Annotated in this window: 22 protein-coding genes; 8 read left to right on the top strand and 14 right to left on the bottom strand. The window is 53.9% G+C overall.

Annotated features, from left to right (window positions below; all coding sequences use genetic code 11):
- Positions 1-13 precede the first annotated feature (13 nt).
- The 5 genes from CRO62_RS00775 to CRO62_RS00755 form a co-directional block, all read right to left on the bottom strand.
- Positions 14-1,519, bottom strand: a complete 1,506-nt coding sequence (locus tag CRO62_RS00775) for a tripartite tricarboxylate transporter permease (protein WP_097098779.1) — start codon at positions 1,517-1,519, stop codon at positions 14-16.
- 5 nt (positions 1,520-1,524) lie between these two features.
- A complete protein-coding gene (locus CRO62_RS00770) occupies positions 1,525-1,992 on the bottom strand; it encodes a tripartite tricarboxylate transporter TctB family protein (protein WP_097098778.1) in 468 nt (155 codons plus the stop codon).
- 33 nt (positions 1,993-2,025) lie between these two features.
- Positions 2,026-3,510 (bottom strand): FAD-dependent oxidoreductase, encoded by a 1,485-nt coding sequence (locus tag CRO62_RS00765; RefSeq protein ID WP_097098777.1) that lies wholly within the window; start codon positions 3,508-3,510, stop codon positions 2,026-2,028.
- A 26-nt stretch (positions 3,511-3,536) separates the two neighbouring features.
- The gene (locus CRO62_RS00760; RefSeq protein ID WP_097098776.1) at positions 3,537-4,511 is read right to left on the bottom strand and encodes a Bug family tripartite tricarboxylate transporter substrate binding protein; all 975 of its coding nucleotides are present in this window, start codon (positions 4,509-4,511) and stop codon (positions 3,537-3,539) included.
- Between the two features lie 120 nt (positions 4,512-4,631).
- Complete coding sequence (locus CRO62_RS00755) at positions 4,632-5,510, bottom strand: dihydrodipicolinate synthase family protein (RefSeq protein ID WP_097098775.1); 879 nt, start codon at positions 5,508-5,510, stop codon at positions 4,632-4,634.
- 386 nt (positions 5,511-5,896) lie between these two features.
- On the opposite strand from CRO62_RS00755, the gene pdxA reads away from it, so the two are divergent.
- Positions 5,897-6,847, top strand: a complete 951-nt coding sequence (gene pdxA, locus CRO62_RS00750; RefSeq protein WP_097098774.1) for a 4-hydroxythreonine-4-phosphate dehydrogenase PdxA — start codon at positions 5,897-5,899, stop codon at positions 6,845-6,847.
- A gap of 10 nt (positions 6,848-6,857) precedes the next feature.
- Complete coding sequence (locus tag CRO62_RS00745; RefSeq protein WP_097098773.1) at positions 6,858-7,976, top strand: iron-containing alcohol dehydrogenase; 1,119 nt, start codon at positions 6,858-6,860, stop codon at positions 7,974-7,976.
- Positions 7,977-8,012: 36 nt separating this feature from the next.
- On the opposite strand, the gene CRO62_RS00740 is transcribed toward CRO62_RS00745, so the two are convergent.
- A complete protein-coding gene (locus CRO62_RS00740; protein ID WP_097098772.1) occupies positions 8,013-8,711 on the bottom strand; it encodes a FadR/GntR family transcriptional regulator in 699 nt (232 codons plus the stop codon).
- 3 nt (positions 8,712-8,714) lie between these two features.
- Positions 8,715-9,737: a four-carbon acid sugar kinase family protein gene (locus tag CRO62_RS00735; protein ID WP_097098771.1), complete on the bottom strand. Its 1,023-nt coding sequence runs from the start codon at positions 9,735-9,737 to the stop codon at positions 8,715-8,717.
- Between the two features lie 594 nt (positions 9,738-10,331).
- Between CRO62_RS00735 and CRO62_RS00730 the strand changes: the two genes are divergently transcribed.
- Together CRO62_RS00730 and CRO62_RS00725 are read left to right on the top strand one after the other, a co-directional pair.
- A complete protein-coding gene (locus tag CRO62_RS00730; protein WP_097098770.1) occupies positions 10,332-11,225 on the top strand; it encodes an alpha/beta hydrolase in 894 nt (297 codons plus the stop codon).
- 160 nt (positions 11,226-11,385) lie between these two features.
- Entirely contained in the window at positions 11,386-12,141 is a 756-nt protein-coding gene (locus CRO62_RS00725) for an MBL fold metallo-hydrolase (RefSeq protein ID WP_323455412.1), read from the top strand.
- 72 nt (positions 12,142-12,213) lie between these two features.
- On the opposite strand, the gene CRO62_RS00720 is transcribed toward CRO62_RS00725, so the two are convergent.
- The 3 genes from CRO62_RS00720 to CRO62_RS00710 form a co-directional block, all read right to left on the bottom strand.
- Entirely contained in the window at positions 12,214-12,558 is a 345-nt protein-coding gene (locus CRO62_RS00720) for a MarR family winged helix-turn-helix transcriptional regulator (RefSeq protein ID WP_323455424.1), read from the bottom strand.
- 726 nt (positions 12,559-13,284) lie between these two features.
- Positions 13,285-13,953: a glutathione S-transferase family protein gene (locus CRO62_RS00715; RefSeq protein ID WP_097098767.1), complete on the bottom strand. Its 669-nt coding sequence runs from the start codon at positions 13,951-13,953 to the stop codon at positions 13,285-13,287.
- Positions 13,954-14,623: 670 nt separating this feature from the next.
- Positions 14,624-15,037 carry a tautomerase family protein gene (locus CRO62_RS00710; protein ID WP_097098766.1) on the bottom strand — a complete coding sequence of 138 codons (414 nt, stop codon included), beginning with the start codon at positions 15,035-15,037 and terminating at the stop codon, positions 14,624-14,626.
- Between the two features lie 352 nt (positions 15,038-15,389).
- Between CRO62_RS00710 and CRO62_RS00700 the strand changes: the two genes are divergently transcribed.
- Positions 15,390-15,974 (top strand): TetR/AcrR family transcriptional regulator, encoded by a 585-nt coding sequence (locus tag CRO62_RS00700; RefSeq protein ID WP_097098868.1) that lies wholly within the window; start codon positions 15,390-15,392, stop codon positions 15,972-15,974.
- Between the two features lie 133 nt (positions 15,975-16,107).
- Here CRO62_RS00700 and CRO62_RS00695 read toward each other — a convergent pair whose 3' ends face one another.
- The 4 genes from CRO62_RS00695 to CRO62_RS00670 all read right to left on the bottom strand — a co-directional run bounded on the left by CRO62_RS00695 (position 16,108) and on the right by CRO62_RS00670 (position 20,542).
- On the bottom strand, positions 16,108-17,442 hold the full coding sequence (locus CRO62_RS00695) for an MFS transporter (protein ID WP_097098764.1): 1,335 nt from the start codon (positions 17,440-17,442) through the stop codon (positions 16,108-16,110).
- Positions 17,443-17,480: 38 nt separating this feature from the next.
- The gene (locus tag CRO62_RS00690) at positions 17,481-18,245 is read right to left on the bottom strand and encodes an SDR family NAD(P)-dependent oxidoreductase (protein ID WP_097098763.1); all 765 of its coding nucleotides are present in this window, start codon (positions 18,243-18,245) and stop codon (positions 17,481-17,483) included.
- Between the two features lie 100 nt (positions 18,246-18,345).
- A complete protein-coding gene (locus tag CRO62_RS00685; protein ID WP_097098762.1) occupies positions 18,346-19,104 on the bottom strand; it encodes an SDR family NAD(P)-dependent oxidoreductase in 759 nt (252 codons plus the stop codon).
- A 949-nt stretch (positions 19,105-20,053) separates the two neighbouring features.
- The gene (locus tag CRO62_RS00670; RefSeq protein WP_373694498.1) at positions 20,054-20,542 is read right to left on the bottom strand and encodes a winged helix-turn-helix transcriptional regulator; all 489 of its coding nucleotides are present in this window, start codon (positions 20,540-20,542) and stop codon (positions 20,054-20,056) included.
- A gap of 258 nt (positions 20,543-20,800) precedes the next feature.
- Here CRO62_RS00670 and CRO62_RS00660 point away from each other — a divergent pair, with 258 nt between their 5' ends.
- Genes CRO62_RS00660 through CRO62_RS00650 form a run of 3 tightly spaced genes read left to right on the top strand, consistent with a single transcriptional unit; the run spans position 20,801 to position 23,144 of the window.
- On the top strand, positions 20,801-21,796 hold the full coding sequence (locus CRO62_RS00660; RefSeq protein WP_097098758.1) for an MBL fold metallo-hydrolase: 996 nt from the start codon (positions 20,801-20,803) through the stop codon (positions 21,794-21,796).
- Complete coding sequence (locus CRO62_RS00655) at positions 21,793-22,686, top strand: alpha/beta hydrolase (protein ID WP_097098757.1); 894 nt, start codon at positions 21,793-21,795, stop codon at positions 22,684-22,686. Before CRO62_RS00660 ends, CRO62_RS00655 begins: the two co-directional genes overlap by 4 nt.
- Before the next feature lie 47 nt (positions 22,687-22,733).
- Complete coding sequence (locus CRO62_RS00650; protein ID WP_097098756.1) at positions 22,734-23,144, top strand: hypothetical protein; 411 nt, start codon at positions 22,734-22,736, stop codon at positions 23,142-23,144.
- Positions 23,145-23,494: the final 350 nt, after the last annotated feature.

Here is a 23,494-nt window from a genome sequence, read left to right as displayed (position 1 = left end):
CGCCTGGGAATCTTCACAACTCCTCCTGGAACGCTTCTACTCTTTTCTTCCGCACCGAGGGCAAGACAACGGCAGCAAGCACCAGCACAGCGATAATAAGCATCGCCGCACTGATGGGTCGTGTAACAAACACCGTTGCGTCTCCACGGGAAAGAAGTAACGCCCGCCGCAAGTACTCTTCCATCATTGGACCGAGGATGAAACCAAGCAGGAGTGGAGCAGGTTCGCAACCGAGCTTAATGAGGATGTATCCAAGCGCGCCGAAGCCCGCCATCATGTAGATGTCGAATGTCATGTTGCTCAGACTGAAAACGCCGATAGAGCAGAAAACCAAAATCGCCGGGTATAATAGATGATAAGGGATTGAAATCATTCTCGCCCACAAGCCCACCAGAGGTAGGTTGAGGACAAGAAGAAAGAAATTGCCAATCCACATGGACACGATCAGACCCCAGAATAGACGAGGTTGATCCGTCATCATTGTTGGGCCGGGCTGTATCCCCTGCAAGATCAACGCTCCGATCATGAGTGCCATGACCGCGTTCGAGGGAATTCCCAACGTCAACATTGGAATGAAGGAAGTCTGCGCACCTGCATTGTTCGCCGCTTCCGGAGCCGCTACCCCTTCAATTGCACCCTTGCCAAATCTTTCGGGGGTCTTTGATAGCTTCTTTTCGACCGCATATGAGACAAAAGCTGCTAACATGGCTCCACCACCCGGAAGGATGCCCAATGCGGAGCCGAGACCCGTGCCACGCAGGATAGGCGGGAGAATACGGCGAAAATCTGCCAGCGTCAGCAACTTACCCTTTACTTTGGACACCATCGCTTCACGGGTGGTTTCCTGTTCAAGGTTGACCACGATTTCAGCGATACCGAACAGTCCCATCGCGACCACAACAAAATCGATCCCGTCGAGCAACTGGGGTGTGTCGAAAGAATATCGGGAAAAGCCTGATGTAATGTCCATGCCAACAGTCCCAAGCAAAAGCCCCAGCAGGATCATCGCGAGGGCGTGAAACAGGGTGCCGCTGGCTAGAACAACAGACGCAGCAAGGCCTAGTACCATCAAAGAGAAATATTCAGCGGGCCCGAAATTTAGCGCAACTTCCGCCAACGCTGGAGAAAACATTGCTATTAGGAGCGTCGCGATGCTGCCAGCAATGAATGAGCCTATCGCCGCGGTTGCGAGCGCCTTTCCGGCCTCTCCCCGCCGCGCCATCTGATGACCATCAATCGCGGTGACGATGGAGGACGGCTCGCCCGGCAGATTAACCAGGATAGCGGTCGTAGAGCCGCCATACTGGGCCCCGTAATAAATACCAGCCAGCATAATCAAGGCCGCCTCAGCCGGAAGCCCGAAGGTTAACGGCAGAAGGATGGAAATCGTAGCAGTCGGCCCCAATCCAGGTAAGACTCCTATGGCGGTGCCCAAGATTGCACCAATCAAACAGAATAAAAGGTTTTGAAAACTAGCCGCGGCACTAATACCCAGCGCGAGATGTTCGAAAATTTCCATGACGCTCACCGATCCATAAACAAAGTGCCCGCAAGGGGGATTGGAACTCCGAGAGCGTAAACGAAGACAACGGTGCAAATCGCCACGAATACTAAGATGCCGAGCACGTACCTCCAATGTAGCCGGAATCGGCTGCTCGCCGAAGCTCCGACGAGCATGAGGGTTATGAGGGCGACAACAACGCCGACATATTGGAGAAGCACAGCGAAAAGAACAATGCTTCCGGTAACGAGGATGAGTTGCCGAAATGCGAATGTGGGAATCGTAATATTCTCTAGTATGAGCGCTCGTGCCAAGGCGATGAAACCAAAACCAGAAAGCAATACGCCCAAGATAATTGGGAAGTAGCCTGGGCCCATGCGGGCACCAGTTCCCATCGGGTAGTCGCGTCCAAACCAAAGCGCAGACACTCCAAACAGGAGATAAATCGCTCCGGCTCCAAGCTCATTGTAATTTCGAATATGCAGTCGCATCCCGGTCACTCCTCCCTTACGCAGTCCTGTATTTTATCTCGCCAGATAGGCCGCTGAAATCGATCCGTTGTCGAGAGCAGCTTGAACAGCGGCGTCCGCGCGCTGCTTGTCTTGCGCTGCACGATGTGTATCTCTTACCAGCATAGCGCCATCTGCGACCAACGCACTTTTAAGAATGTTGATGTCGACATCCCGCGGGCTGACAAGGTTTTTCGCGGCTAGTGCGGCGGCGGTACCGGCTGCCTGGCCGATAGCCATGACACCGCCCTGAGTGCGGAATGAAGCATGAGCTTCGTGCGATGCCGAAATTGCCCGGCCAGCGACTATGAGCCCATTCAAGCCCTTAGGTAAAAGGCAGCGGTACGGTATGTCGTAGGAATCATCAATGTCATTCCAGACACCGCCATCCTTCGAGGCGCCCTGACGGCCGTTGGGATTGTGAATGTCGATCGGGAAATAACCCCGCGCGATGACGTCAGCATGTTTAGCGCCAGTAACAACTTCCTGTTGCGATAGCAGGTGATCGCCAACAATATGGCGGCTCTCTCTAATGCCTATCTGCACGCCTGAGTCTGAAACATATGCATGCTTAAACCCTGGTACTTTGCGGCGAAGAAAATCGGCCAAGGACATCAGCTGCTCGCGTCCTTCGATCTCCGCACGCGTCAGGTCGTCCGCTGAGATCGCATTAACGGCAGACACACGGGTCGAATTGAAATGCAGGACTCCTGGTCTAACGCCAGTCCAAAAGAGCACTGAGTCTCGACCGAGCTTAAGGTCTCCCGAGTCCGTCGCTTCGCGCACGGCGCGTATGAAACCTTGGCCGCAATAGTGCTTCTGTTCCAGATCAGTCGAGAACGTCCGCATTGGCACGATCTCGGAACGTCTCCAGAAATCGTCCGGGTTTTCGTCCATGTATTTTTTGACTGCCGCTGTGTCGACCTGTGCCATTTCAAACATCAGCGTTGCTGGCTGAACGACACCATCGGCCCGGCCAACGGAGTATTCCGCACCGGCAAGTGCGGCTAGATCGCCGTCACCGGTCGCATCAACGAAGACCTGTGCGCGGTAGGCCGTTCTGCCTGATTTACTCGTCGTTGTGATGGAAACAACCCGACCGTTTTCGACCTGCACGTCGGATAGAAAACTATGGAACAGGATATCGGCGCCTGCCTCCTGGACCATCTGCAATGCGGCCCATTTGTAGATCTGACGGTCATAAAAACAGACATAGCTGCCATGACCTTTGGGATCGGTTGTCTTTGCATGCCCCGTGCTGCCGCCCAACTCGACCATGCGGTCAATGAACTGTTGCGGAATCCCCCCGATGACCTGCTCATCTTTGAAGTGGAACGGCGAGATAGGGCCGATACACGCCGTGGTGGGCATCCCTCCTAGGAAGCCGTAGCGCTCGATCAAAAGGGTCTTGGCCCCTTGCCGTGCAGCCGCCGTGGCAGCGATGAACCCAGAGGGTCCACCGCCAACCACGATTACGTCGTAGCTTGTGTTTTCTTTCATCAACTCAATTCACATTCTGTTCGAGATTAATCGGCGACGATCTTTGCCGTTTTGATGACCTCTGCCCAGCGGCTGGTTTCGCCCCGCACAAAGGCGTCGAAGTCCTGCGGGGACCCTGTTTTGATCTCCAGGCCCATTTTCGTCAGCCGCTCCACCACTGCTGGTTCGGCAAGGACTGCGTTCACGTCGGTGTTGATCTTGTTGAGGACGTCGACCGGTGTGCCAGCGGGGGCAAGCAAACCGCCCCACGAACCCGCATTGTACCCTTTCAACCCACTTTCATCTATGGTCGGTATCCCTGGAAGCAATGCCGACGGGTTCGCACCGGCGACAGCAATCGCGTTGATGCGTCCGGACTCGATGTGCTGCCGGATAGCAGGAATGGTATCAAACATGATCGCCACCTGCCCGCTGATCAGATCGGGATGAGCGTCGCTGCTTCCCTTGTAAGGGATGTGGACGATATCGACACCGGCCATGTTTTTGAACATTTCTGCTAAAAGATGCTGGGCCGTCCCGTTACCAGCAGACGCATAGGTTAGTGTCCCCGGGTTGGCCTTGGCGAACTCAATCAATTCTTTGATATTTTTGAATGGCTGGCTTGGATGGGCAACCAGAACCATCGGGGAAAGGTTCGTTTGCGCGACGCCGACGAAGTCCTTCTCGGTGTTGTATGGTAGGCTCTTCTGAAGAGTCTTGTTCAATGAATGAGTCAATGTCATCTGCAGCAAAGTATGGCCGTCCGGAGCCGATTTGGCCACATAGTCAGAACCGATGATTGTGCTTGCTCCAGGCCGGTTCTCGACCACAACCGGCTGACCCCACTTTTGCTGGAGCTTTTCTGCGACCACGCGGGCAATGATGTCGGAAGCCCCGCCAGGTGGATTGGGCACAACAATCGTCACTGTTTTGCTTGGAAAGTCCGTGGCGGAGGCCGCCACACTTAGCGCTAATCCGACAGTCATCGCAGCTACGCCGATGAATTTTGATAGAATAGACATTCACGTTTCCTCCCGTTGATAATAGCATTCGATACCATGGGCTTGGTTTTCGATAGTTAGTGACATAAACAAGTGATGCTGGTGTGCCGCACACGCGCGTCGGAGTTAAAACGATCATCGTCAGAGGCCGTGCCGCCGTAGAATCTGGATAATTTTGGCGTCCTGCTCGTCGCTTGACAACAAAGCCGGCTGGCGGCTTACGCCGACCGTTTTGTCTTGCAGATAGAGTGCTCGCTTAACCATGGCCGGAGCAAATCCCAACGCATACAACTCGGATCGAAAAGCGGCGAACGTGTCCTGGTGTTTCTGGGCCTCAGCGGTATTGCCTTCATTAAAAGCTTTCAGAATATTTGCGAGCACGCTGGGAATCGCGTTGCCGAGGCCGGAGATACAGCCGGCCGCGCCGTTTTGTAACGCCCAGTAGACCAGATGGTCTGGCCCGGAATAGACATCAAAACCATCGACCTCTTTTGCGATTTGAAGGTAGGCTTCAAGGGTCTCCTGGGTGCCGCCCGAATCCTTGATACCGGCAATGTTGCCGTGGGTCGCCAGTTTGCGCGCAGTGTCTGCTTCAATGTGGTTTTGCGTTCGAGCCGGTATATCGTAAAGATAAACAGGCGTCGTGACAGAGTCGGCAACCACGGAAAAATGCCGGACGAGGCTTTCTTGGGTACAGGCAACAAAAAACGGCGTGATTACCGCAATACCATCAACACCGATACGGTCAAATTCGCGGGCAAGCTTTAAAGTCACGAATGTCGATGGCATGCCGGCATTAACGATAACCTTCGCCCGACCATCTACTTCGCTCACCACTTCATGGGTCAGCCGAACTTTCTCGTCAAAAGTGAGCGCACTGAAATCGCCGTTTGTACCGGCGCACATAATGTTGTTCCCCGCTTCTACCTGGCGACGCACCTGACTGCGGGTCGCTGCATAGTTGATTGTTTCATCTTCATTGAAGCAGGTGACTATCGCAACGAAAGCATCTCTAGGCATCACGTCTATCCTCTATATCTGGCTTCAAACCGGCTGCACGAATAGCTGAACAGAATGATGCAATTGCCGTTACTGCCCGCGTCGATCTCAATAAGAACGTCTGCCTGCGATTGATGGCAATCGCGGCATTGGATCCGCACTAAAAGACGCCTCAAAACATTGCCCTGAATACTAAGTTTGTCAATTAGTTTCTGTGTTGTTCTGCATCAGGTCGTAAAGAAAAAAATTTTAGCTTTATTTATCAACATATTAAAGTCACACTTCTTAAGTATTCGTGGTGTGAATTACAAAGTAGAACTTGACAACTATCTCGGTCGCCCGCTTTCTATCGCCACGAATATGTCTGGTCGCCGCTTTGATGAAGTGGCTTTAACGACGGAGCTGGCATGAGTGATATCATTGGGATAACAATGGGAGATCCCTGTGGCGTGGGGCCCGAGATCTGTGTCCGAGCCCTGGTGGATATGGGCAAAGACGACCAAAAGCAGACTAGAATTTACGGGAATCTTGCCACTTTGAACGCAGCGCGTCACGCGTTGGGCCTCGATATTGAGCTAGCGCCGTATGTTGTAGACCTACCCATCGACGGTGCGCCGCTCGCGTGGGGGCAGCTAAGTGCCGTGGCGGGGGACGCCGCATTTCGGTTCATAGAGAATGCTGTTCGGGATGCGCAGACCAACGAGATTGGCTGCATCGTAACCGCCCCGATTAACAAGGAAGCCCTAAATATGGCGGGGCACCACTATGACGGTCACACCGGAATGCTGCGCAGCCTGACAGGATCAAAAGCCGCATACATGTTGCTGGCCTCCGAGAAGTTGAAGGTTATTCACGTCTCGACGCATGTCTCATTGAAAGACGCAATTGAGAGGGCGACAACCGAGCGGGTCCTCGCCACGATCCGCGCCGGGAACGCACATCTCAAACGCATCGGCTACACGGCTCCTCGCATCGCCGTTGCCGGAATAAACCCGCATTGCGGCGAAAACGGACTGTTTGGAAGCGAAGACGACGAGCAGATCGCACCGGCTGTCATTGCCGCAAGGGCGGAGGGGATTGATGCTCATGGCCCAATCTCTGCCGATACCGTATTTCACCGCGCCTACACCGGTGCCTTCGACCTGATAGTCGCTCAATACCATGACCAGGGGCATATTCCGATCAAGCTTGTCGCCTTCGATACGGCCGTGAACGTATCAGTAGATCTCCCCATCGACCGGACCTCGGTGGACCACGGGACGGCGTTCGACATTGCCGGCAAAGGCATCGCCAATCACAGCAATATGAACGAGGCCATTACATATGCACGCAAACTTATTGCCGGCTCGTCGAAGTAAGGATTACAACATGACGATTGCTTCCCTAACATTTCAACAGCCTCGGTGTCTGACCGTCGGTGCAGGTACCGTCGGAGAGGTCGGTAGATGGGCTGCCGGCGGTGCCTCAACGCTTGTGATCGCGACTCCGATTACTGCCAATTTTGTAGAGCGTCTTGAACTCCGCGGGAAGGTCACGGTGTTCGACGCTATTCCGGGGGAACCGGATATTGCGACGCTGGACGCGGCTCTTGAAGCGGCGCGTGAGTGCAAACCTACCCTGATCGTCGGTCTCGGCGGAGGCTCTGTATTGGATGTTGCAAAACTCGTCGCCGTACTCTGGGACTCGGATCAGTCTCTTGTCGACGTGGCCGGGCCGAACAAGGTTGCAGGACGAAAGACTGGTCTCGTGCAGGTCGCCACGACAGCCGGCACCGGTTCCGAGGCAGGCACCCGCTCACTGATCACCGACCCCGCAAAGGGCAACAAGATCGCGGTGGAGAGCCCACACATGATTGCAGATTGCGCGGTTCTTGATCCCGAGTTGACATATTCGGTGCCACCGTCTGTGACCGCTGCGACCGGCGTTGATGCCATGGCGCACTGCGTCGAGGCTTTCACCAATCGCCGCGCCCATCCGATGATCGACGGCTTTGCCCGCATGGGTTTCAGCTTGGTCGGCAAGTACCTTGGCCGCGCAGTACGAGATGGCACAGATACGGAGGCCCGAGAGGGGCTGATGCTGGCCTCCTACTATGGCGGCATCTGCCTCGGCCCAGTAAATACAGCGGCTGGTCATGCTATCGCCTATCCCTTGGGCACGCGGCTTCGGCTGCCACACGGGCTGGCAAATGCGATCATTTTTCCCCATGTTCTCGCTTTTAATCAGCCAGCGGCCGTGGCTAAAACTGCCGAAGTTGCTGATGCCCTTGGCTTTGGCTCCGCTTTGTCACAGGATAACCTCTTGGGAGCCGCCTGTGATTTCTGCAGGGAACTTGGGATTGAGATGTCGCTCACTGCGCACGGCGCCACGGCTGATGACCTCCTGCAGTTTGCGAGTGAAGCGCATGGAATTCGACGGCTTATGGATAATAATCCCGTTGATATGAACAAAGAAGATGTTCTGAAAATCTACCAATCCGCACTGTAGTCCAAAACAGAACCTCGCCTTGAAACCATAATCCGTTTACGTCCCATATAAGAGGCGCTCGCGCGATCCGATAAGATGTTCTCGCATGAGTTGGCGCGCAGATTCGGGATTGCGCTCCGAGATCGCTTTTGTGATCGCATCGTGTTCGGTAAACACGCGCGTTAAGCCAGCGCTATCGCGTTGAACCGAAGCTCCGTGGAACTTCATCCCGACGGCAATGTGGTCCTCCAGAGCTTCCATTGCCGTCGAGAAGTATCGGTTCTTGGCGGCACGGGCTATAGCCAAGTGGAATTGGAAGTCCGCATCTGCCCGGTGAGAGTGCCGATTGGTTGCATCGCGCATAAGCTCCAACGCTTGGCCGATGGCAGCTATGTCCCCCTCGCCGTGGCGCTCTGCCGCCGCCGCCGCGGCCGCTGGCTCAACATTCAACCGGAATTCATAGCAATTCAGGAGGTCTGTAATATTTTGCAGTTGTCCAAACCCAAGAGGCTCACGCATGCCAACAATGCGAACGAAGCTTCCAGCACCACGGCGCGAATAGATAAATCCTTGCTCTCGAAGTCGGCGCAACGCTTCACGTATCACCGGCCGCGAGACCTCAAACTCTATCGCCAGATCGTGTTCGGTAGGCAGCCGCTCGTCGGGCTGGTAGGCGCCAGACTTGATAGCCCGATGCATACGCTGAAAAACCAGATCGCTAAGGCTTCTTCGAGCTGTTCCGGTCTCTAATCCCATCACTTAGTCCATCTTCCGGAGTATTTCGTCGACGATCTTCACCAGCGTATCGGGTGCCCCGAATCCGCCAGACTTTGCAATAATGCAACGGCCGTGAGCGTGGGCCAAGCCCAGGCCGGGTAGGCACTCGCCGATCAGCCTGAATCGCTTTATCCTTAAGGTCCCTAATACAGCCTCAGCCGTAGCGCCCCCAGACAGAACGAGGGTAGTGTTGTTCTCGCCGCTAAAAACACTGTCCGCAAGCGCTTGCGAGACATCGGCCGCCGTAACAACCTCTTCTCCTGGCACTGCCTGAACGACAGTGACAACAGGCATATTCGATAAACACTCCTTAAGTTTCCCATTGGGAGCAGCAAAATACTGCAATGGATGGGCAGCCCGCAGTTCTTCAATCTGACGGAGTGTTATCGGGTCGCGGGAGCCAATGACAAGCAGCGTCGGGCAGCCTGGAATTTCAGCCCGCCGAACACATGCGCTGGACGTAAGTCTCTCAGCTAGAGCCTCCGCCAAGCCCCTAGCCCCAACGAGAAGATCAACATTGCCTCTTTCGGCCCATTCCAACCATTGCCGCATGTCGCTTTGGCTACGAACATCTGGAACCACTGCCCGAGCCGCATGGGACGCTAGTCGGGAGGTTATAGAAATTGGTTCGTCAATTCCGAAGCCCTCAATGTGGCCAGTAACCACTCTGCGATCAAACTCTGGAATCGCCGGCGCAACCAGTGCCTTGGTATAGGGCGTGGAATCAAGTTCGGCTGCAATATTCCCCTTCATCCGGGAATCGATCTTTTTGAACAGGCGAGTACCGGACGGCAACGATGCCAAGGTTGCTGACGTCCTCAGGCTGGCGTCTGCCTCGTTCAGTTCGCGCGTTCCAAGGCTAATGGAGACAACGTCGGGTCCCTCACGCAGAGCTTCCCCAATTGACTCAAGACATAGAGCAATCTCTACATGCATGCCTCGAGCAGCGAATGGTGCGCCAGCGTCCAATGCGCCAGTGAGGTCGTCTGCCAAAATCGCGAGCATCGCCGTCCTAAAGATGTTGTTATGTTAATAATTCTAAAAGAGTATTGAAATGTCAAGACATCTTGAATTAACGGCAACAGGTTATGACAAAGTTGCCGCCAGCACAACAGCGATATGAACGGTTTGCGAGCCGCTTCAGGGTTCAACGCTTGTTGCCGCACAGGGATCCACTGTAGGGCGCATGCATTCCCGCTCGGCTCTTCAATCGGGTTAGTTGCGGGCTCGGCCGAAGGCCAGTAGATCGCCTTCTAAAAGGATTTACAAATAAATGCATCTGCACAGACATGCCAGCGCTCGACATGAAATGATCGTATCTTCCTGATTGAATGTTTTATCGTAGGCATAGCTACCTTCACAGAAATGTACTCCTCCGTAGTGCAACATACAGGTTTTTGCCAAGAATGTGCACATGTTGCCGGGGATAAACGACATGACATTTAGCCATCAAATCTGCGAGACTCTGTGACTGTACCGCATTTTTCGTAGTGAGAATTTCGCCCCCGGACGGTGCAGTGGAATGTCTACGATCTTGCAATGGTCAAATTTCTCTGCAAGGATAGGCGCATATGCACATAACTGGATGGAGGTAATGCTGTGGTTGCAAGGATAGATGTAGAATTTCCAGGAGAAGGCAACGTTCAGTTATCAGCGTGGCTTTACGTCCCGGATTCCGCTGGCCCTCACCCCGCCATTACAATGGCACACGGTTATGGCGGAACCCGCGATCACGGGATCGAACCCTTTGCAAAAGCCTTTGCCTCAGCAGGTTTTGCAGTGCTGCTCCATGATCATCGAGGTTTTGGAAGAAGCGGCGGCGAGCCGCGGCAAGACATTGACCCGTGGCAACAGATCGCCGATTGGCGCCGGGCAATCTCCTACCTTGAGACTCGTCCCGAAGTTGATCCGACAAGGATTGGCGTATGGGGAACCAGCTACGCCGGCGGGCATGCCATAGTACTCGGCGCGACCGACCGAAGGCTTCGTTGCGTAGTTGCGCAGGTGCCAACGATCAGCGGTCACGAACAGTTCCTGAGACGTATTAACCCCGATGCTTTTCCTGCGTTCGATGAGATGCTTGCGCAAGAAGACCGGAGCCGACTGCGCGGTGACCCCCTTCTGTACCAAGCCCTTGTCAGTGACGACATCTCTGTGGCTGCGTCTTACCGTTCCACGGAAGCCATTGAATTCTACACTCAGCCGATTCCAGCCGGAATATGGGAGAACAAGGTAACGATCCGCTCCACACGAAGCGCTCGCATGTACGAGCCCGGTGTGTGGATATCGCGCATTGCTCCGACGCCGTTGCTCATGGTCGTGGCGTCCCAAGATAAAGTAACACTCACGGAGATTGAGCTGGCTGCCTATGAGCGCGCGTTAGAGCCAAAAAAACTTGCCTTGATACCTGGCGGCCACTTCGACCCTTACCTCGATCAATTCGACATGGCGGCGGCGGCGGCAACGGAATGGTTCCTGCAGCACCTAAGCTGATTGCTCGCTCGATCTAAGCAGATACTGAGCATCGATAACTGGAAGCTGAACCATGACTCGAATGCAACTCTCACGTGCGCCATTAAAATGGAAGCTGCTGACAAAGAAACGCGCGAGTTCCACCCAGGGACTTCCGCCTGGCACGGAGACGTTGGCGTGGGTGACCAACACTGTAACCCTAATCCATGGCGAACGGGACGCGGTTCTCGTTGACACGTTTCTTTCTGAGAAACAGTCGGAGGAGTTAGCGGACTGGATCGTCGCAAGCGGCAAGAACCTCACGACAATATATGTCACCCATGCCCATGGGGACCATTATTTTGGCATCAGGTTGTTACTCAGCCGATTTCCCAAAGCGAAGGCGCTGGCGACTGCTGCTGTCGTTGAAGATATCCGACAGCAGATCGATCCGAACTTCATAAAGAACTTTTGGGAGCCGCGGTTCCCTGGCCAAATTCCGAAAAACCCCGTTGTCCCAAATGTCCTAGAAAGCAACGTGCTGGAACTCGAAGGACAAGAACTGTTGGTAGTACCGCTCGGACATACCGATACAGGTGGCACGACCTGCCTGCATGTTCCGTCCATTGATCTCGTTGTCTCAGGCGACTGCGTTTACAACAACACACACCTGCATCTAGCCGAATGTGACGCGGCTGCGCGTAAAGAGTGGCTCGCGGCGCTCGACAAGGTGGAGGCGCTAGATCCGCATGCTGTTGTCGCAGGTCACGGTGTAATTGATCCCGATAGCGACCCCAGACATATTGGCGAAACACGTAATTACATTTTAGCTTTCAATAGGTCGTTGGAGTCGACAACGAGCGCGCGCGAACTCTATGATAAAATGTTAGCGCTTTATCCAGAGAGAGTTAATCCGGGTTCCCTTTGGTCCGCGGCTCATGCCGTCAAACCCTCTTGATTCAGGTGCAAGCGCTATAAAGCGGGCAGGCGATTCTGCGTCTCGAACACTAATTCATCTCCGGGCAGCATATTAATCCGTGCCGAGTTCAGTCTTAACGACTTGGCCCATGATATTGCGCATGCCTCGGGCCTTCGCTGCTCCGAACTTTTGTTCAAATCCGTCCTGCGCCCTCGTCCAAGCCGCGCGGCCTTCTTCTACTTTCCTCAACCCCGCCCCCGTCAGCGAGATAATGCGAGAACGGCGATCCTCTTTGCCAATGTTTAGTTCAATAAGGCCATCACGTTCCAATGGCTTTAGATTATGTCCCATCGTGGTTCGATCCACCACGAGGGCTTCTGACAGTTCGGCCATCGTAACCGGTCCACGTCTCGATAGGAACACAAGGATAATATACTGCGTACCCCGCAGATCCACCTCAGAGAGACAAGCGTCATAAAATCGAGTTAAATGTCGCGCAGCCTGTCGAACGGCGGTGCAATTGCAAAGCAGCGCGGATGCATCAAGATAGCTCGATTTCGGCACTGTTGAAACTCCTGGAACTAGGTTGGATTAATACTCGACAGCCAGAATATACGCATATGCACATTTTGAAAGCCCTCAGCATCAAGGCAAGGGGCTCGGCCAACTCTTCCTTAGAGTGGTGACGCATAAATCGCGAGATTCTATCGGCATCAGTTCCGGTTCCCCCCGATCTGTCGTGCCTCTCGGTAATGAGTTCGAAATCTACTGACGATGCCGCACTATGCCTGAATACTGTGTTCATTTTACGCGAGGCAACCAAACATAATCCGAATTCCTCACGACAGTGTCACCAGACACACGCTAAAGCGCGGTTGCGGCAAATACTACTTTCGCCTTGAAAGCAGCGTTGGGGTTCTGGCATCTCTGCCCGGCATCAAAATTCGAAGGCAGGCACACACTCCCCTCATAACCGCTCTTTAATTTCCCCAACCCCTCTCTATTGCTCGTCGAGGATTGAGGATGCCGTTGATCGGGATGTGGCTGTTGGACAGTTGGTTCGGGCGGTCCGCGAAGGTCCACAGTACCAGGCGGTTGGCCTTCAGTTTCAGGGATCGACGACGCTCGACTCCGGCTGAACGAGGCCGAGCGTGCACATGATGTTTCCTAGACGGCGGATCGTCACGAACTTTTCCAGTGCGGCGGATAAGCTGCCTCGTAACCTGTCATCGCCTCCATGCGTACTAGCCACGCGCCCAGCGCCGGCAACTGCGCATCGAGCGTGTCAAGACCCAGTGCCAATTCGATCGCGTCTGGACGCGATGCGACCCGCCTGAGCAACTGCACGTTTGGAATGGTAACGATGTCTGCTGCTGTGATCTCTTTGCCCGCCAGATAAGGGGCATGCGAAAGGTGGCGATCCATCCAGCCGAGCACATCCATTACATGACGCGCCGAAGCGCGCATCGCTTCTAGATCATCCTTGGCGTCGCCGCGTAACAATGGGCGTACGATCCCCATCTCAATGAGGTCGCGCGCATAATTTTCAAACTCACAGACGCGCTGCCAGATCCGACCATGCTCCTCAGTCGTTCTGCCAAACAGCGGAAGGGCTGGATGCATGCGATCTAGAAAACTCACAATGGCGATGGATTCGCAAATAGCCGTTCCGCCAGTCGTCAGCACCGGCACCTTGCCGCGAGGGTTGAGCGCAAGGAATTCCGGTGACCGGTTTTCCTTTTTCCCCGTATCTAAGCGGCGGGAAATATAGGGCACCTGCTTATATTCAAGCGCGAGTTGAACCCTCCAAGAATAGGGGCTTCCACTGATCCAGTAAAGTTCGTGGTCCATTACGCTTCCTCATCGTTTGACGGTGTTTGATAAACCACGATAGGCCTATCGCTCGCAGCCATGCTCCTTCACCAGCAATTTTTCGCCTTTTGTGGCGACGCTGATTATGAGCGGCAAGCTTAGTGATTTCGAGCCACAGGCGTGGCCTGAAGACCTTCATGCTGCATCGCTGGCACGCTGATTACCAAAGTTGGAGTGGGGAGTTGCTTGGAGGTAGACGCCGTCTGCAGTCAACTCTCATAGGCCTGACATGCGGCCGCAATCCAAGGTTTACCAGTCGAATTCCCATATGATTTTTGTTTCCCTGCTTCTCAACGGGTTGGATAGATCCCCGTGCGGTCGACGGATCGAGATACAGGTCCGAAACGGATCATGCCAAAGGATACATTACGGGAAAACGGTTTAACCTCTACCGGGTAACCAATGATCGCGCTCGGGGGGGATGCTCCGATATTGCGAACAGCGCGTCCCATCACGAGGAGTAATAATCGTGACGGGACTTTCGATTTTGGTTGATCCTTCGGAAGGAGATTCGTTTCTGACCGAGAGGCGATTTGGGACCCACTGACAAAAGCCTACGGAGAACCCCGAGGTTATTTTATCCGGTACCCGGTCGGATCTTACCCCATCTTTTTTCCCTATACCGTCGCTCGGCCAGCAACCCTTCCTATTACTTATTTACCCAAGGCATGGAGAGATCGATGTCAGAGACCAGCTTCCCACCCCCAAAGCTCATATTTTCCAGAGGTATGGTGTAAATCATCAGGGAGATATCGTCTTGACTGATGCCAACCTTTTCTACTGCGTAACGGGTAACCAATTCCGCGAGCTTGCGCTTTTCGTCGACAGTACGGCTTGTACCAGCCGTCACAGTTATAATCATACGCTTATCGGATCGCTTCATGCCAGGAAAAGTCGGATGAATGTAAAGTTCGTCCTCCTTGTGTTCACTGATGATCACGAACCGGTCTTCCATAGGGGTATTCATCGCTTCGTGAAGCGCTAGGTTCAAAGCATCGGCTAAAGCGCGCTTCTCCTCACTTGAGAACTTTTGAGCGGGAATGTGGGCGTGAAAGGTTGGCATAAATGTCTCCTTGGCTGCGTTGCTCTAGACCCAACGACAGACACCAAACGGTTGGTCCATCAGAAGGGCATCGGATAAGGTGTCCTTGACGTGAAATGGGTGCGACAAGGCGTGTCTCTCAACTTTGGTTACAGATTTCGTTAGGTAAAACCGAAGTGCTGTAATGTGAGCAGCTCTGTGTCCCGTCGTCTCGGAAGGCATACGCCTCACCCGCTTATTGATGACGACCTTAATGTTTGGTAACATCATAATGGCCGCCATTAATTGCGATCATTATTAATATGGGGATTTTCCGTGTCAAGGTCGCTGAGTGAACTTGATGCCGGCCAAGATGATGTTTGTAGGAGCAGCAATGAAAGTGAGCAAAGAAAAACTCGCGGCAAACCGCGCAGCGATAATCGGCGCCGCTGTTAATCTATTTCAGGAACGTGGAATTGACGGTGTAGGCGTTTCGGAAATTTCTACAGCTGCGGGTCTTACGCATGGGGCTCTTTATGCCCAGTTCGGCTCAAAAAGCGGGCTCGTAGCGGAAGCGCTTGGCGCTACGGTACAAGCTAGTCGTCAACGAATGGCGGATAGGGGTAGAGGGCACGCCGATCCACTGATGGCCTACCTCGATTACTATCTGTCCGAGCGCCACCGCGACGACATTGCTGGAGGATGTTCGTTTCCGGCTTTGGGCGCGGATGTAGCTCGTCAGGACACGCATGTTGGTGAGCGTTTCGCTAATGGATTTTCCGCCAGCGTTGAGGCAATTGCCGATCTTCTCCATAAAGTCCCGAAAAACGAACGGCTCGGACGTGCCTCGGCGATACTGAGCCTGATCAGCGGCGCTGTGACGGCTTCAAGAGCAACCCGAAAAGCTCAACCGGACGCCTCCAAAGAGATCCTTGACGCTGCGCGAAATGCTGTGAAAACCTTGACAGGAATTGCTTGAGATTGAACGGTAAATCAATGCTTGGGTGCTGCGGAAACTTAAGGCTTTGACGAGACCGAAATGCGGTCTCGTCAAGATCACTTGGTTCGTAAAAACGCCGCGAAAGTGCCCTGATCAGCTTGGGCTTTTCGGATCAAATGCCGGGGGCCTCGACCACTTTTCGAGAAGCAGTTATCCCGATCACCGCCATAGACGCCGCGCAAAGGAGTATGGGGAATGCGAGCGCAATGAAAATTGTCCCAAACTCCCAGCCCAAAGAAATAAGGACGCTGCCGAGAACCCCACTAATAATCGCGCCGAGCCTTCCAACCGCATGCATAGTGCTAACACCGGTTGCACTTACAGCAATCGGAAATGACTGTGGCGCAAGTGCTTGTAGTCCGGCCATTGACCCATGGTGGAAGAAACCAAGCACCAACATCGTAACGCAGACCGTCGCAAATTCCAGAGGGATGATACTAATGCTGGCAAGCAAGAGACCCGCCGTCGTGAAAGTCACAGCTAATACACGCTGAGGATTGAGGCGGTCCATGACAGCACCAAAGGATATTGCCCCAACGGGTCCGGCTAGGTTGAAAAGGGCTATGATGATCGAACTCTGCGCCACGCTAAAACCGGCGTCTCTGGTTATCACGGGCAGCCATCCCATAATGACGTAGGTTACAAGCACACCAAGGAAATAAGCCAAGCTTAGCATTACCGCTGTGACAGCATACTTGGGGGCGAACAGCGTGCGAAGTGATGAGCTTTCTTCCCCGGCAACGATAGGCAACCAAAATTTTGCGCGTTCGGAAAAGGATACCTGTGGGTCGATTTTCAGGAGAATGCCAGGTATCGATCCAACTCTCTGTTTTAGCGCCAAGAACGCCACCGACTCCGGCAAAAGAAAGAGTAACGCGACGCCTAGAAGCATCGGTAGAACACCCGAAATTCCTAGCGTTACTCGCCAGCCGTAACTCGAAATCAACCAGGCAGCTAAAAATCCGCACAAAGTTGCGCCCACCGTATAACCGCTAAAACAGATGGTTACGAAGAGTGAGCGTTGGCGCTTTGGCGCGTATTCAGCCACGAGCGCGAGCGCGGCAGGTATTGCCGCCCCCAGACCTAGTCCAGTAAGGGACCGCAGGGCGAGCAAAACTTCGATATTTGGTGAAAAGGCCGACAGAAATGTCAGTGTTCCCAGCCAGAAGACGCTTGCCACAAGCACCAGCTTTCGGCCATACCGATCACTAATCGGACCCGCGATTGCAGCGCCGATCGCCATCCCAACAAAGACAGAACTAAGAACAGTCCCCATCTCCGTTTTGGAGATCCCCCAGTCTCGAATAATTTCAGGTGCGAGTAAACCAATAATGGTAACGTCGAGCCCGTCAAACGCGACAACGAGAAATGTTAAGAATAGTATTGCAAATTGGTGCCTGCTTACAGGCCGGTCGTCGATAAATTGCCGAACATTGACATTATCCATTTTTACTCCACCTCCCAGTCGATTTTTGAGTACTTTTATCAGGTAATTGATCGGCCGCCGTCGATCAGGATTACTTGGCCCGAGATATAGGATCCTGCTGGCGAGGCCAGAAGAATAGACGGTCCGACAATATCTTCAGGCTCCGCGAGCCGCTTCAACGGCACTTTGTCGGTCATAATTTTGTTGCGATTTTCGTCACCCCAAATTTCTTCCGAGAACGGCGTGCGTACGATCGAAGGGGCTATCGCATTCGCTCTAATATTGTATTGCCCGAACTCCGCTGCGATACTGCGGACGTAACTGTTGACGGCGGCTTTTGATGCTCCGTAACCCGTAAGACCCGGGCTGGCCCTCTCAGAGCCAATGCTTGACATCATTATTATAGCGCCGTCCTTCCGCTCAACCATTCCGGGAATAAACTGCTTGACAATTGCGTGGTTGTTCGCGACGGTATTTGTGAAAAGTCGACTTAGCTCCTCGCGCGACTGCTCAAGGATTGGACGAATTTGCGTGGGTTCAGCCGCTAAACAGAAAAGGATATCGACTTTGCCGAAAGCAGCGATCGCCTTTTCACCGAAGGCTTCGATATCATCGCTGTTAGTGATATCGCACTTGATACCTTTCGCAGAATAGCCCTGAGCACACATGGATTTTGCAGTCGCTTCCGTCGCGTCCTGGAGGTGACTCGAAACGACAACACTCGCTCCACACTCGGCGAGACCTCGAGCGATGCTCAAGCCCATCCCTGCAGTCGACCCGGTCAAGACCGCAACTTTTCCCGACAAATTAAATCTGCTATACATTTTTACTGTTCCACATAATTTTCTCACGCTTCGATTGGAGCGGTCAGGCGGTAAAACTGCCCACGAGTTCACGGACGTTTGAATTCACTTGTCGACTTGGTTACTGGGCCAAGGTTCCACCATCGACGGGTAAAATATGACCCGTGACCATTGCAGAGGCGTCACTGGCCAAGAATAGTACTGGACCTGCGATATCTCGTGGTTCGGCCAGCTTTCGGAGAGGAGTAATATCCTCGACTTGCTTCATAAACTCTGGGTCGCTTGTGAGTGCGCTTGTTAGGCTTGTACGAACCAGACTGGGCGCGACCGCGTTAACCCTGACATTCAAAGGCGCCCATTCAATAGCCCAGGATCTGGTCATGTTGACCACAGCGCCCTTTGTTGCTTGGTAGACAATGTTCGGATAAAAGCCGCCAGACATCCCCAGGATTGAGGCAGTATTGACGATGGTTCCGCCACGTTTCATGTGGCGTGCTGCGGCCCGCGCACAGAAGAACATTCCTGTCATGTTAACTGCCACAACCGCGTCCCAGTCTTGGGTACTCAGTTCTAAACTGGGGCCTCGGCGATTGATGCCAGCATTGTTAAAGAGCACATCAATTTGGCCGCGGCTTTTGGCTATCTGAGCAAACGCCTCTTCGATGGCTTGGCCATTTGTTACGTCTGCCTCAACTGCTTCTGCGTTCGAACCAATTTCCTCGACTACCTTTTGGGCAGCAGCACCGTCCGAATCTAGTACGACGACGTAGGCACCGGATGCAGCCATCCCTTTGGATACTGCCCGCCCGATATCGCCAGCCCCCCCGGTAATGATCGCGGTCTTTTTATCTAACCGAAAGTTTGGCAAGTGCTCTTCCATGGTTCCTCCTCCAAAATGCAAGCACCCCACTGCCCGCAAAATATTCGTTTGCCGAACATGCAGGTCCAGCCTCGTATCTGTGAAAACTCCTCCAAGGCACCATCGACGCTCTAAACATTGCAACCATAATGTTTATAGTCAGGGCCTGTCAAGTCTTCAGCGATATGATTGAAGAGCGATGGGAGTTTGATTGCGAACTTCTCAGTTCCCTCCGCTGCTTCCGAATTGATATTGCCCCCTCCCGAGCATTAGCGACCCGTAATCCGGGTTTTGGCGTGGGTGACTTCGGTCGATGCTGACAGCAAGGAGCGTGATGCCCGCGGGTTGATTGGAGATTCCGGCATGTCGGCGAGATATTGAGATATAGATCCTGCAATGGCTGGCCGACACATCGCCTGCATTGTGGCCGCAGCCCCCTCGGTGGCACGGGAGACACTGGAGCGGGGGGGGGCTGCGAGCTTCCCGAGCCTGACGAGGGCAACTATTATTGCAAGTGCAAGCGCAAACATGTGAGGGCGCAGATTCTCCGGGACGAATACACGAACCGTTATCCCGACAGCTACGGCAAAAGCCGGCATTGTGACTTCTATCGCGGATGGGCGCTAAAGCTGACGCCGACAATCTGTTCGTCGACCACGCCGGCGACACGGTGACGGCTGTCGTGGCTCGGTCGGCTATCGGGCAAAACGCAGCAGGCTCTTTACTGTTCACGGTCCTGAGAGCATTGCGGTCTTCTTTCGCACAGGCGCACTGCACGTACACGCTTGCAAGTAACTGCAAGCCTACATGATCGCCCACCACATCTCCTTGGCCGCTTTGCCATCACTCCAAAGTCACTGCGGCTGATAGGGGCTTCTACTCTGCCGCCATACTCTATGTCGTGCCCGGCGGGTTCTGAGAGTGACGCACGTCAAACAGTTTACAGAGATTCGATATTCGAGCTGAGTAGCTATCGTTCGACGCTTAACTTTTTGTAATCCCTCTGCAACTCGTCCAGTGCCGAACGCGCTGGCTGCGTGGCGCCCAGATGTAGATAACGGAGTTCATCCATAAGGGCATCCCAGAATGACGCGCCGCCCTTTTCTAGCACCTCAGCCTGCAAAGAAGCCTCCTTGCTAGGCTGCGTATGTCGAGCGCCCCACGCAGCCATATGTGCGATTAGAGGTACAAGCTGTATCGCAGCTTCAGTGAGGCTGTAGACCCCTTTTTGCTTATGGTGGGGGTCCGAACTCCGTGTCAGAAGGCCAGATTCGGTCAGGTGCTTCAATCGGCTTGCGAGGATATTCGACGCTATTCGTTCCTCGTTGTGCTCCAGCAAAGCGCCATAGCTGCGCCTTTTACCGAAGATGATATCGCGGATAACTATCAGGCTCCAACGATCGCCGATTTGTTCAAGTGTCAGGTTGATCGGGCATCCCGACCGCCTTGTTTGCGTCACAACAATTCTCCTAAAAAATTCCACTTGCATTATGCAAGTAGACGCAGTATCAGTCAACCACTTGCATTATGCAAGTATATTTTGCCGAGAGCGGGACAGCTTCAGACATGAGTACGCGTTCCTCTTTCACACGGTTTACGGCGGCATCCCGGCTGTGCATGTCGCTACCACAATGGCGAAAGTGAATCAGCCGTTGCTCTGCCTGCAGGGGAACGAAACGGCGTTCAAATCCGCCAATTAAAATGGTTAGGAAATACTGTGAAACTATCTACCATCACTTCGCGCACTGTGCTTGCAGTAACGTTAGCGTTTGCTAACGCCACCGTTGCTTTAGCGCCAGCCTATGCTGCCGCCCCGATGCAGCAGAAGCAAGTTCCTGGCTTCTATCGCACAATGATTGGTGACTATGAGGTCACGGCTATCTACGACGGTGGCGGGGGCATTGATTCCAGCCTCCTGCGTGGTGATCCGGCGCTTATTCAGTCCCTTCTAGCGCACTCCTTCCAGAATGATCCGAAGAATGTCACGGCCTCTGTCCAGGGCTACCTTGTTAACACCGGCTCCAAGCTCGTTCTCATCGATACCGGTGCAGGTGGACATTGGGGAGGTCCCACACTGGGCAAGCTCGTGCAGAACCTTAAGGCCTCCGGCTACAGCCCGGAACAAGTTGATCTGGTGCTGTTGACGCATCTTCACGCAGACCATGTGGGCGGAATCTACGACGGCGGGAAACGCGTCTTCCCGAACGCCACGGTAATGATGAAGCAGGCTGACGCCGACTTCTGGCTCTCCAAAGAGATTATGGCAAAGGCACCGGAAGAAGCAAAAATCTTCTTCGCCGTGGCACAGGATGCCGCTGCTCCTTACATTAGCGCTAGCAAGTGGGCGCCTTACCAAGGCATGGACGAAATCCTCCCCGGCATCGCGCCGTATGAGATTCCCGGCCATACGCCCGGTCATACTGGCTACATGATTTCCTCCCAAGGGCAGTCGCTGCTGATCTGGGGAGATGTTGCTCATGTGATGGCCGTCCAGATGCCGCACCCGGAAATAGGGATTGTCTTCGACTCAGACAGCGCGGCGGCAATCAAAACACGTGAAGACCTTCTGATAAAACTCGCCTCCGACAAGACCATGATCGCCGCCGCTCACATGCCGTTTCCGGGTTTGGGTCGTGTTCGTAAAATCGACACCGGCGCTGGTTACGACTGGGTGCCGACAACCTTCGTCAACCTAAAGGGAGTTAAGCCATGACCTATGATTCATCTTCTGTCCACAAGCTGCGCGATGCGATGTTCGCCTTCAATGTTGCGCATCCTGTACAAACCATAGAGACACTCCGCGCTGGCATGGAAGCGATTCCAGAAGCAAACCCGGCGGCGGCTGACCTAAGCGTCGAGCCGACCGAGTTGAATGGCGTACCCGCCGTGGCGATCATGGCTCCCGGCGCTTCTAAAGATCGTGTCATCTACCATTTACACGGAGGTGGCTGGGTGGCGGGTTCTCCTGCCTCGCATCTAGGCATGCTCGGAGAGCTATCTCGAGCAGCAAAATCTAGGGTTATCGTCCTGGATCACTCCAGGGCGCCTGAGCACCCATTCCCAGCGTCATATGACGAGTCTATCCGAGCCTACGAAGCGGTGCGTGCTTTAGGCAAGCCGTTCGCCGTGACAGGTGACTCCAGTGGCGGTGGTATGGCTCTAAACGTTCTAGCCTACGCATCCTCGAAGGGCCACAACGAGGCGCGAGCAGCAGTCCTCATTAGCCCATGGGCAGACTTGACGCTGACGTTGCCGTCATTAACGCAGCTGGCCGATCGCGACCCATTGGTCAACGTGGACGGGATGCGGGATATGATCAAGGCTTACGTTGGCAACCACGATTTGAAAGAGCCACGCATCTCACCCATGTTCAACGATATGCACGGCTTCCCCCCGTTGCTCATCCATGTTGGAAGCGACGAGATACTTCTAGACGATGCACTTGAAATTGATAGGAGGGTGCGCGCGGCGGGCGGCAAGTCGATACTCGAGGTCTGGCCGGAGATGCTTCACGTCTGGCACATTCAGACCGGTTCTTTACCCCAGGCCCACGACGCATTGCAAAGAGTGGGGGAGTTTCTCATCGGGCACTTTGAAAAGTAACGTTCGCGCGCATTCAGCGAGCGCCTAAAACTACATAGGAGACTTACATGAGCACTGACACCACGACTCCGGGAACGGCATGGATGCAAATCGTCAAGAAAAAAGGAACGAGCGACTTTGCAGCTTCGTTCACCTCTGACGCTAGGCTTGAGGCCTCCGCCCTAAGCAGGGCGGTGGTCGGCCCGACACTCATCGGGGCCTTTTTCACCGCAACGAGTACGATGTACAACGACTTTGTGTTTACCGCGGAGACTGTTGACGGTGTGAAGACCTACCTTGAGTGGGAGGCCATCCACGCCGACAAACCAATTGCGGGCACAACCATCATCACTCGGAACGCCTCGGGCCTTATCGAAAACATCAAACTCTTCCAGAGCCCGTTTAACGTCGTCCGTGAGTTTTCATCTGGCCTTAAGGAGCGCCTCGAAGGAACACTTGAGCAAGAATTCTTCAGTTAAGCCCCGGAAGAAATGACCTGCGTGGCTTAACTAGAATCCGATTGTGGCAGTTGCTACAACCAAAAGGATTTTCAACAGCCTCCGGTGACCGGAGGCTGTTTGACTGAGTGAAGGCAACGAACTAGGACGGAAAACAATCCCGCTGAGTGCCAATGCATGGCGAAATTGGCCAGATAGTGCTGTCCCAAAACGAAAGGTTCTGCGCCAAGTTAGGTCCGACATTCGTAACGACAAGTTGTTCCTGACTCCTCCTTCCCAGATCCTTCCGATCCTGCCCCGTCCGAATTCAACGACTGCAATCGAACCATGAGGAAGTTCAACCGGTCCTTCTGGAAAGCGAAGTCCCGTCG

This window comes from Rhizobium sp. AN6A, from assembly GCF_900215635.1.
Classification (GTDB): Bacteria; Pseudomonadota; Alphaproteobacteria; order Rhizobiales; family Rhizobiaceae; genus Agrobacterium; species Agrobacterium tumefaciens.
This window is presented reverse-complemented; position numbering and strand designations above follow the sequence as displayed.

Coding starts and splice junctions, on each gene's coding strand:
- CRO62_RS00775 (WP_097098779.1), bottom strand. CDS start 1,519: ATGGAAATTTTCGAACATCTCGCGCTGGGTATTAGTGCCGCGGCTAGT.
- CRO62_RS00770 (WP_097098778.1), bottom strand. CDS start 1,992: ATGCGACTGCATATTCGAAATTACAATGAGCTTGGAGCCGGAGCGATT.
- CRO62_RS00765 (WP_097098777.1), bottom strand. CDS start 3,510: ATGAAAGAAAACACAAGCTACGACGTAATCGTGGTTGGCGGTGGACCC.
- CRO62_RS00760 (WP_097098776.1), bottom strand. CDS start 4,511: ATGTCTATTCTATCAAAATTCATCGGCGTAGCTGCGATGACTGTCGGA.
- CRO62_RS00755 (WP_097098775.1), bottom strand. CDS start 5,510: ATGCCTAGAGATGCTTTCGTTGCGATAGTCACCTGCTTCAATGAAGAT.
- pdxA (WP_097098774.1), top strand. CDS start 5,897: ATGAGTGATATCATTGGGATAACAATGGGAGATCCCTGTGGCGTGGGG.
- CRO62_RS00745 (WP_097098773.1), top strand. CDS start 6,858: ATGACGATTGCTTCCCTAACATTTCAACAGCCTCGGTGTCTGACCGTC.
- CRO62_RS00740 (WP_097098772.1), bottom strand. CDS start 8,711: ATGGGATTAGAGACCGGAACAGCTCGAAGAAGCCTTAGCGATCTGGTT.
- CRO62_RS00735 (WP_097098771.1), bottom strand. CDS start 9,737: ATGCTCGCGATTTTGGCAGACGACCTCACTGGCGCATTGGACGCTGGC.
- CRO62_RS00715 (WP_097098767.1), bottom strand. CDS start 13,953: ATGGACCACGAACTTTACTGGATCAGTGGAAGCCCCTATTCTTGGAGG.
- CRO62_RS00710 (WP_097098766.1), bottom strand. CDS start 15,037: ATGCCAACCTTTCACGCCCACATTCCCGCTCAAAAGTTCTCAAGTGAG.
- CRO62_RS00700 (WP_097098868.1), top strand. CDS start 15,390: ATGAAAGTGAGCAAAGAAAAACTCGCGGCAAACCGCGCAGCGATAATC.
- CRO62_RS00695 (WP_097098764.1), bottom strand. CDS start 17,442: ATGGATAATGTCAATGTTCGGCAATTTATCGACGACCGGCCTGTAAGC.
- CRO62_RS00690 (WP_097098763.1), bottom strand. CDS start 18,245: ATGTATAGCAGATTTAATTTGTCGGGAAAAGTTGCGGTCTTGACCGGG.
- CRO62_RS00685 (WP_097098762.1), bottom strand. CDS start 19,104: ATGGAAGAGCACTTGCCAAACTTTCGGTTAGATAAAAAGACCGCGATC.
- CRO62_RS00655 (WP_097098757.1), top strand. CDS start 21,793: ATGACCTATGATTCATCTTCTGTCCACAAGCTGCGCGATGCGATGTTC.
- CRO62_RS00650 (WP_097098756.1), top strand. CDS start 22,734: ATGAGCACTGACACCACGACTCCGGGAACGGCATGGATGCAAATCGTC.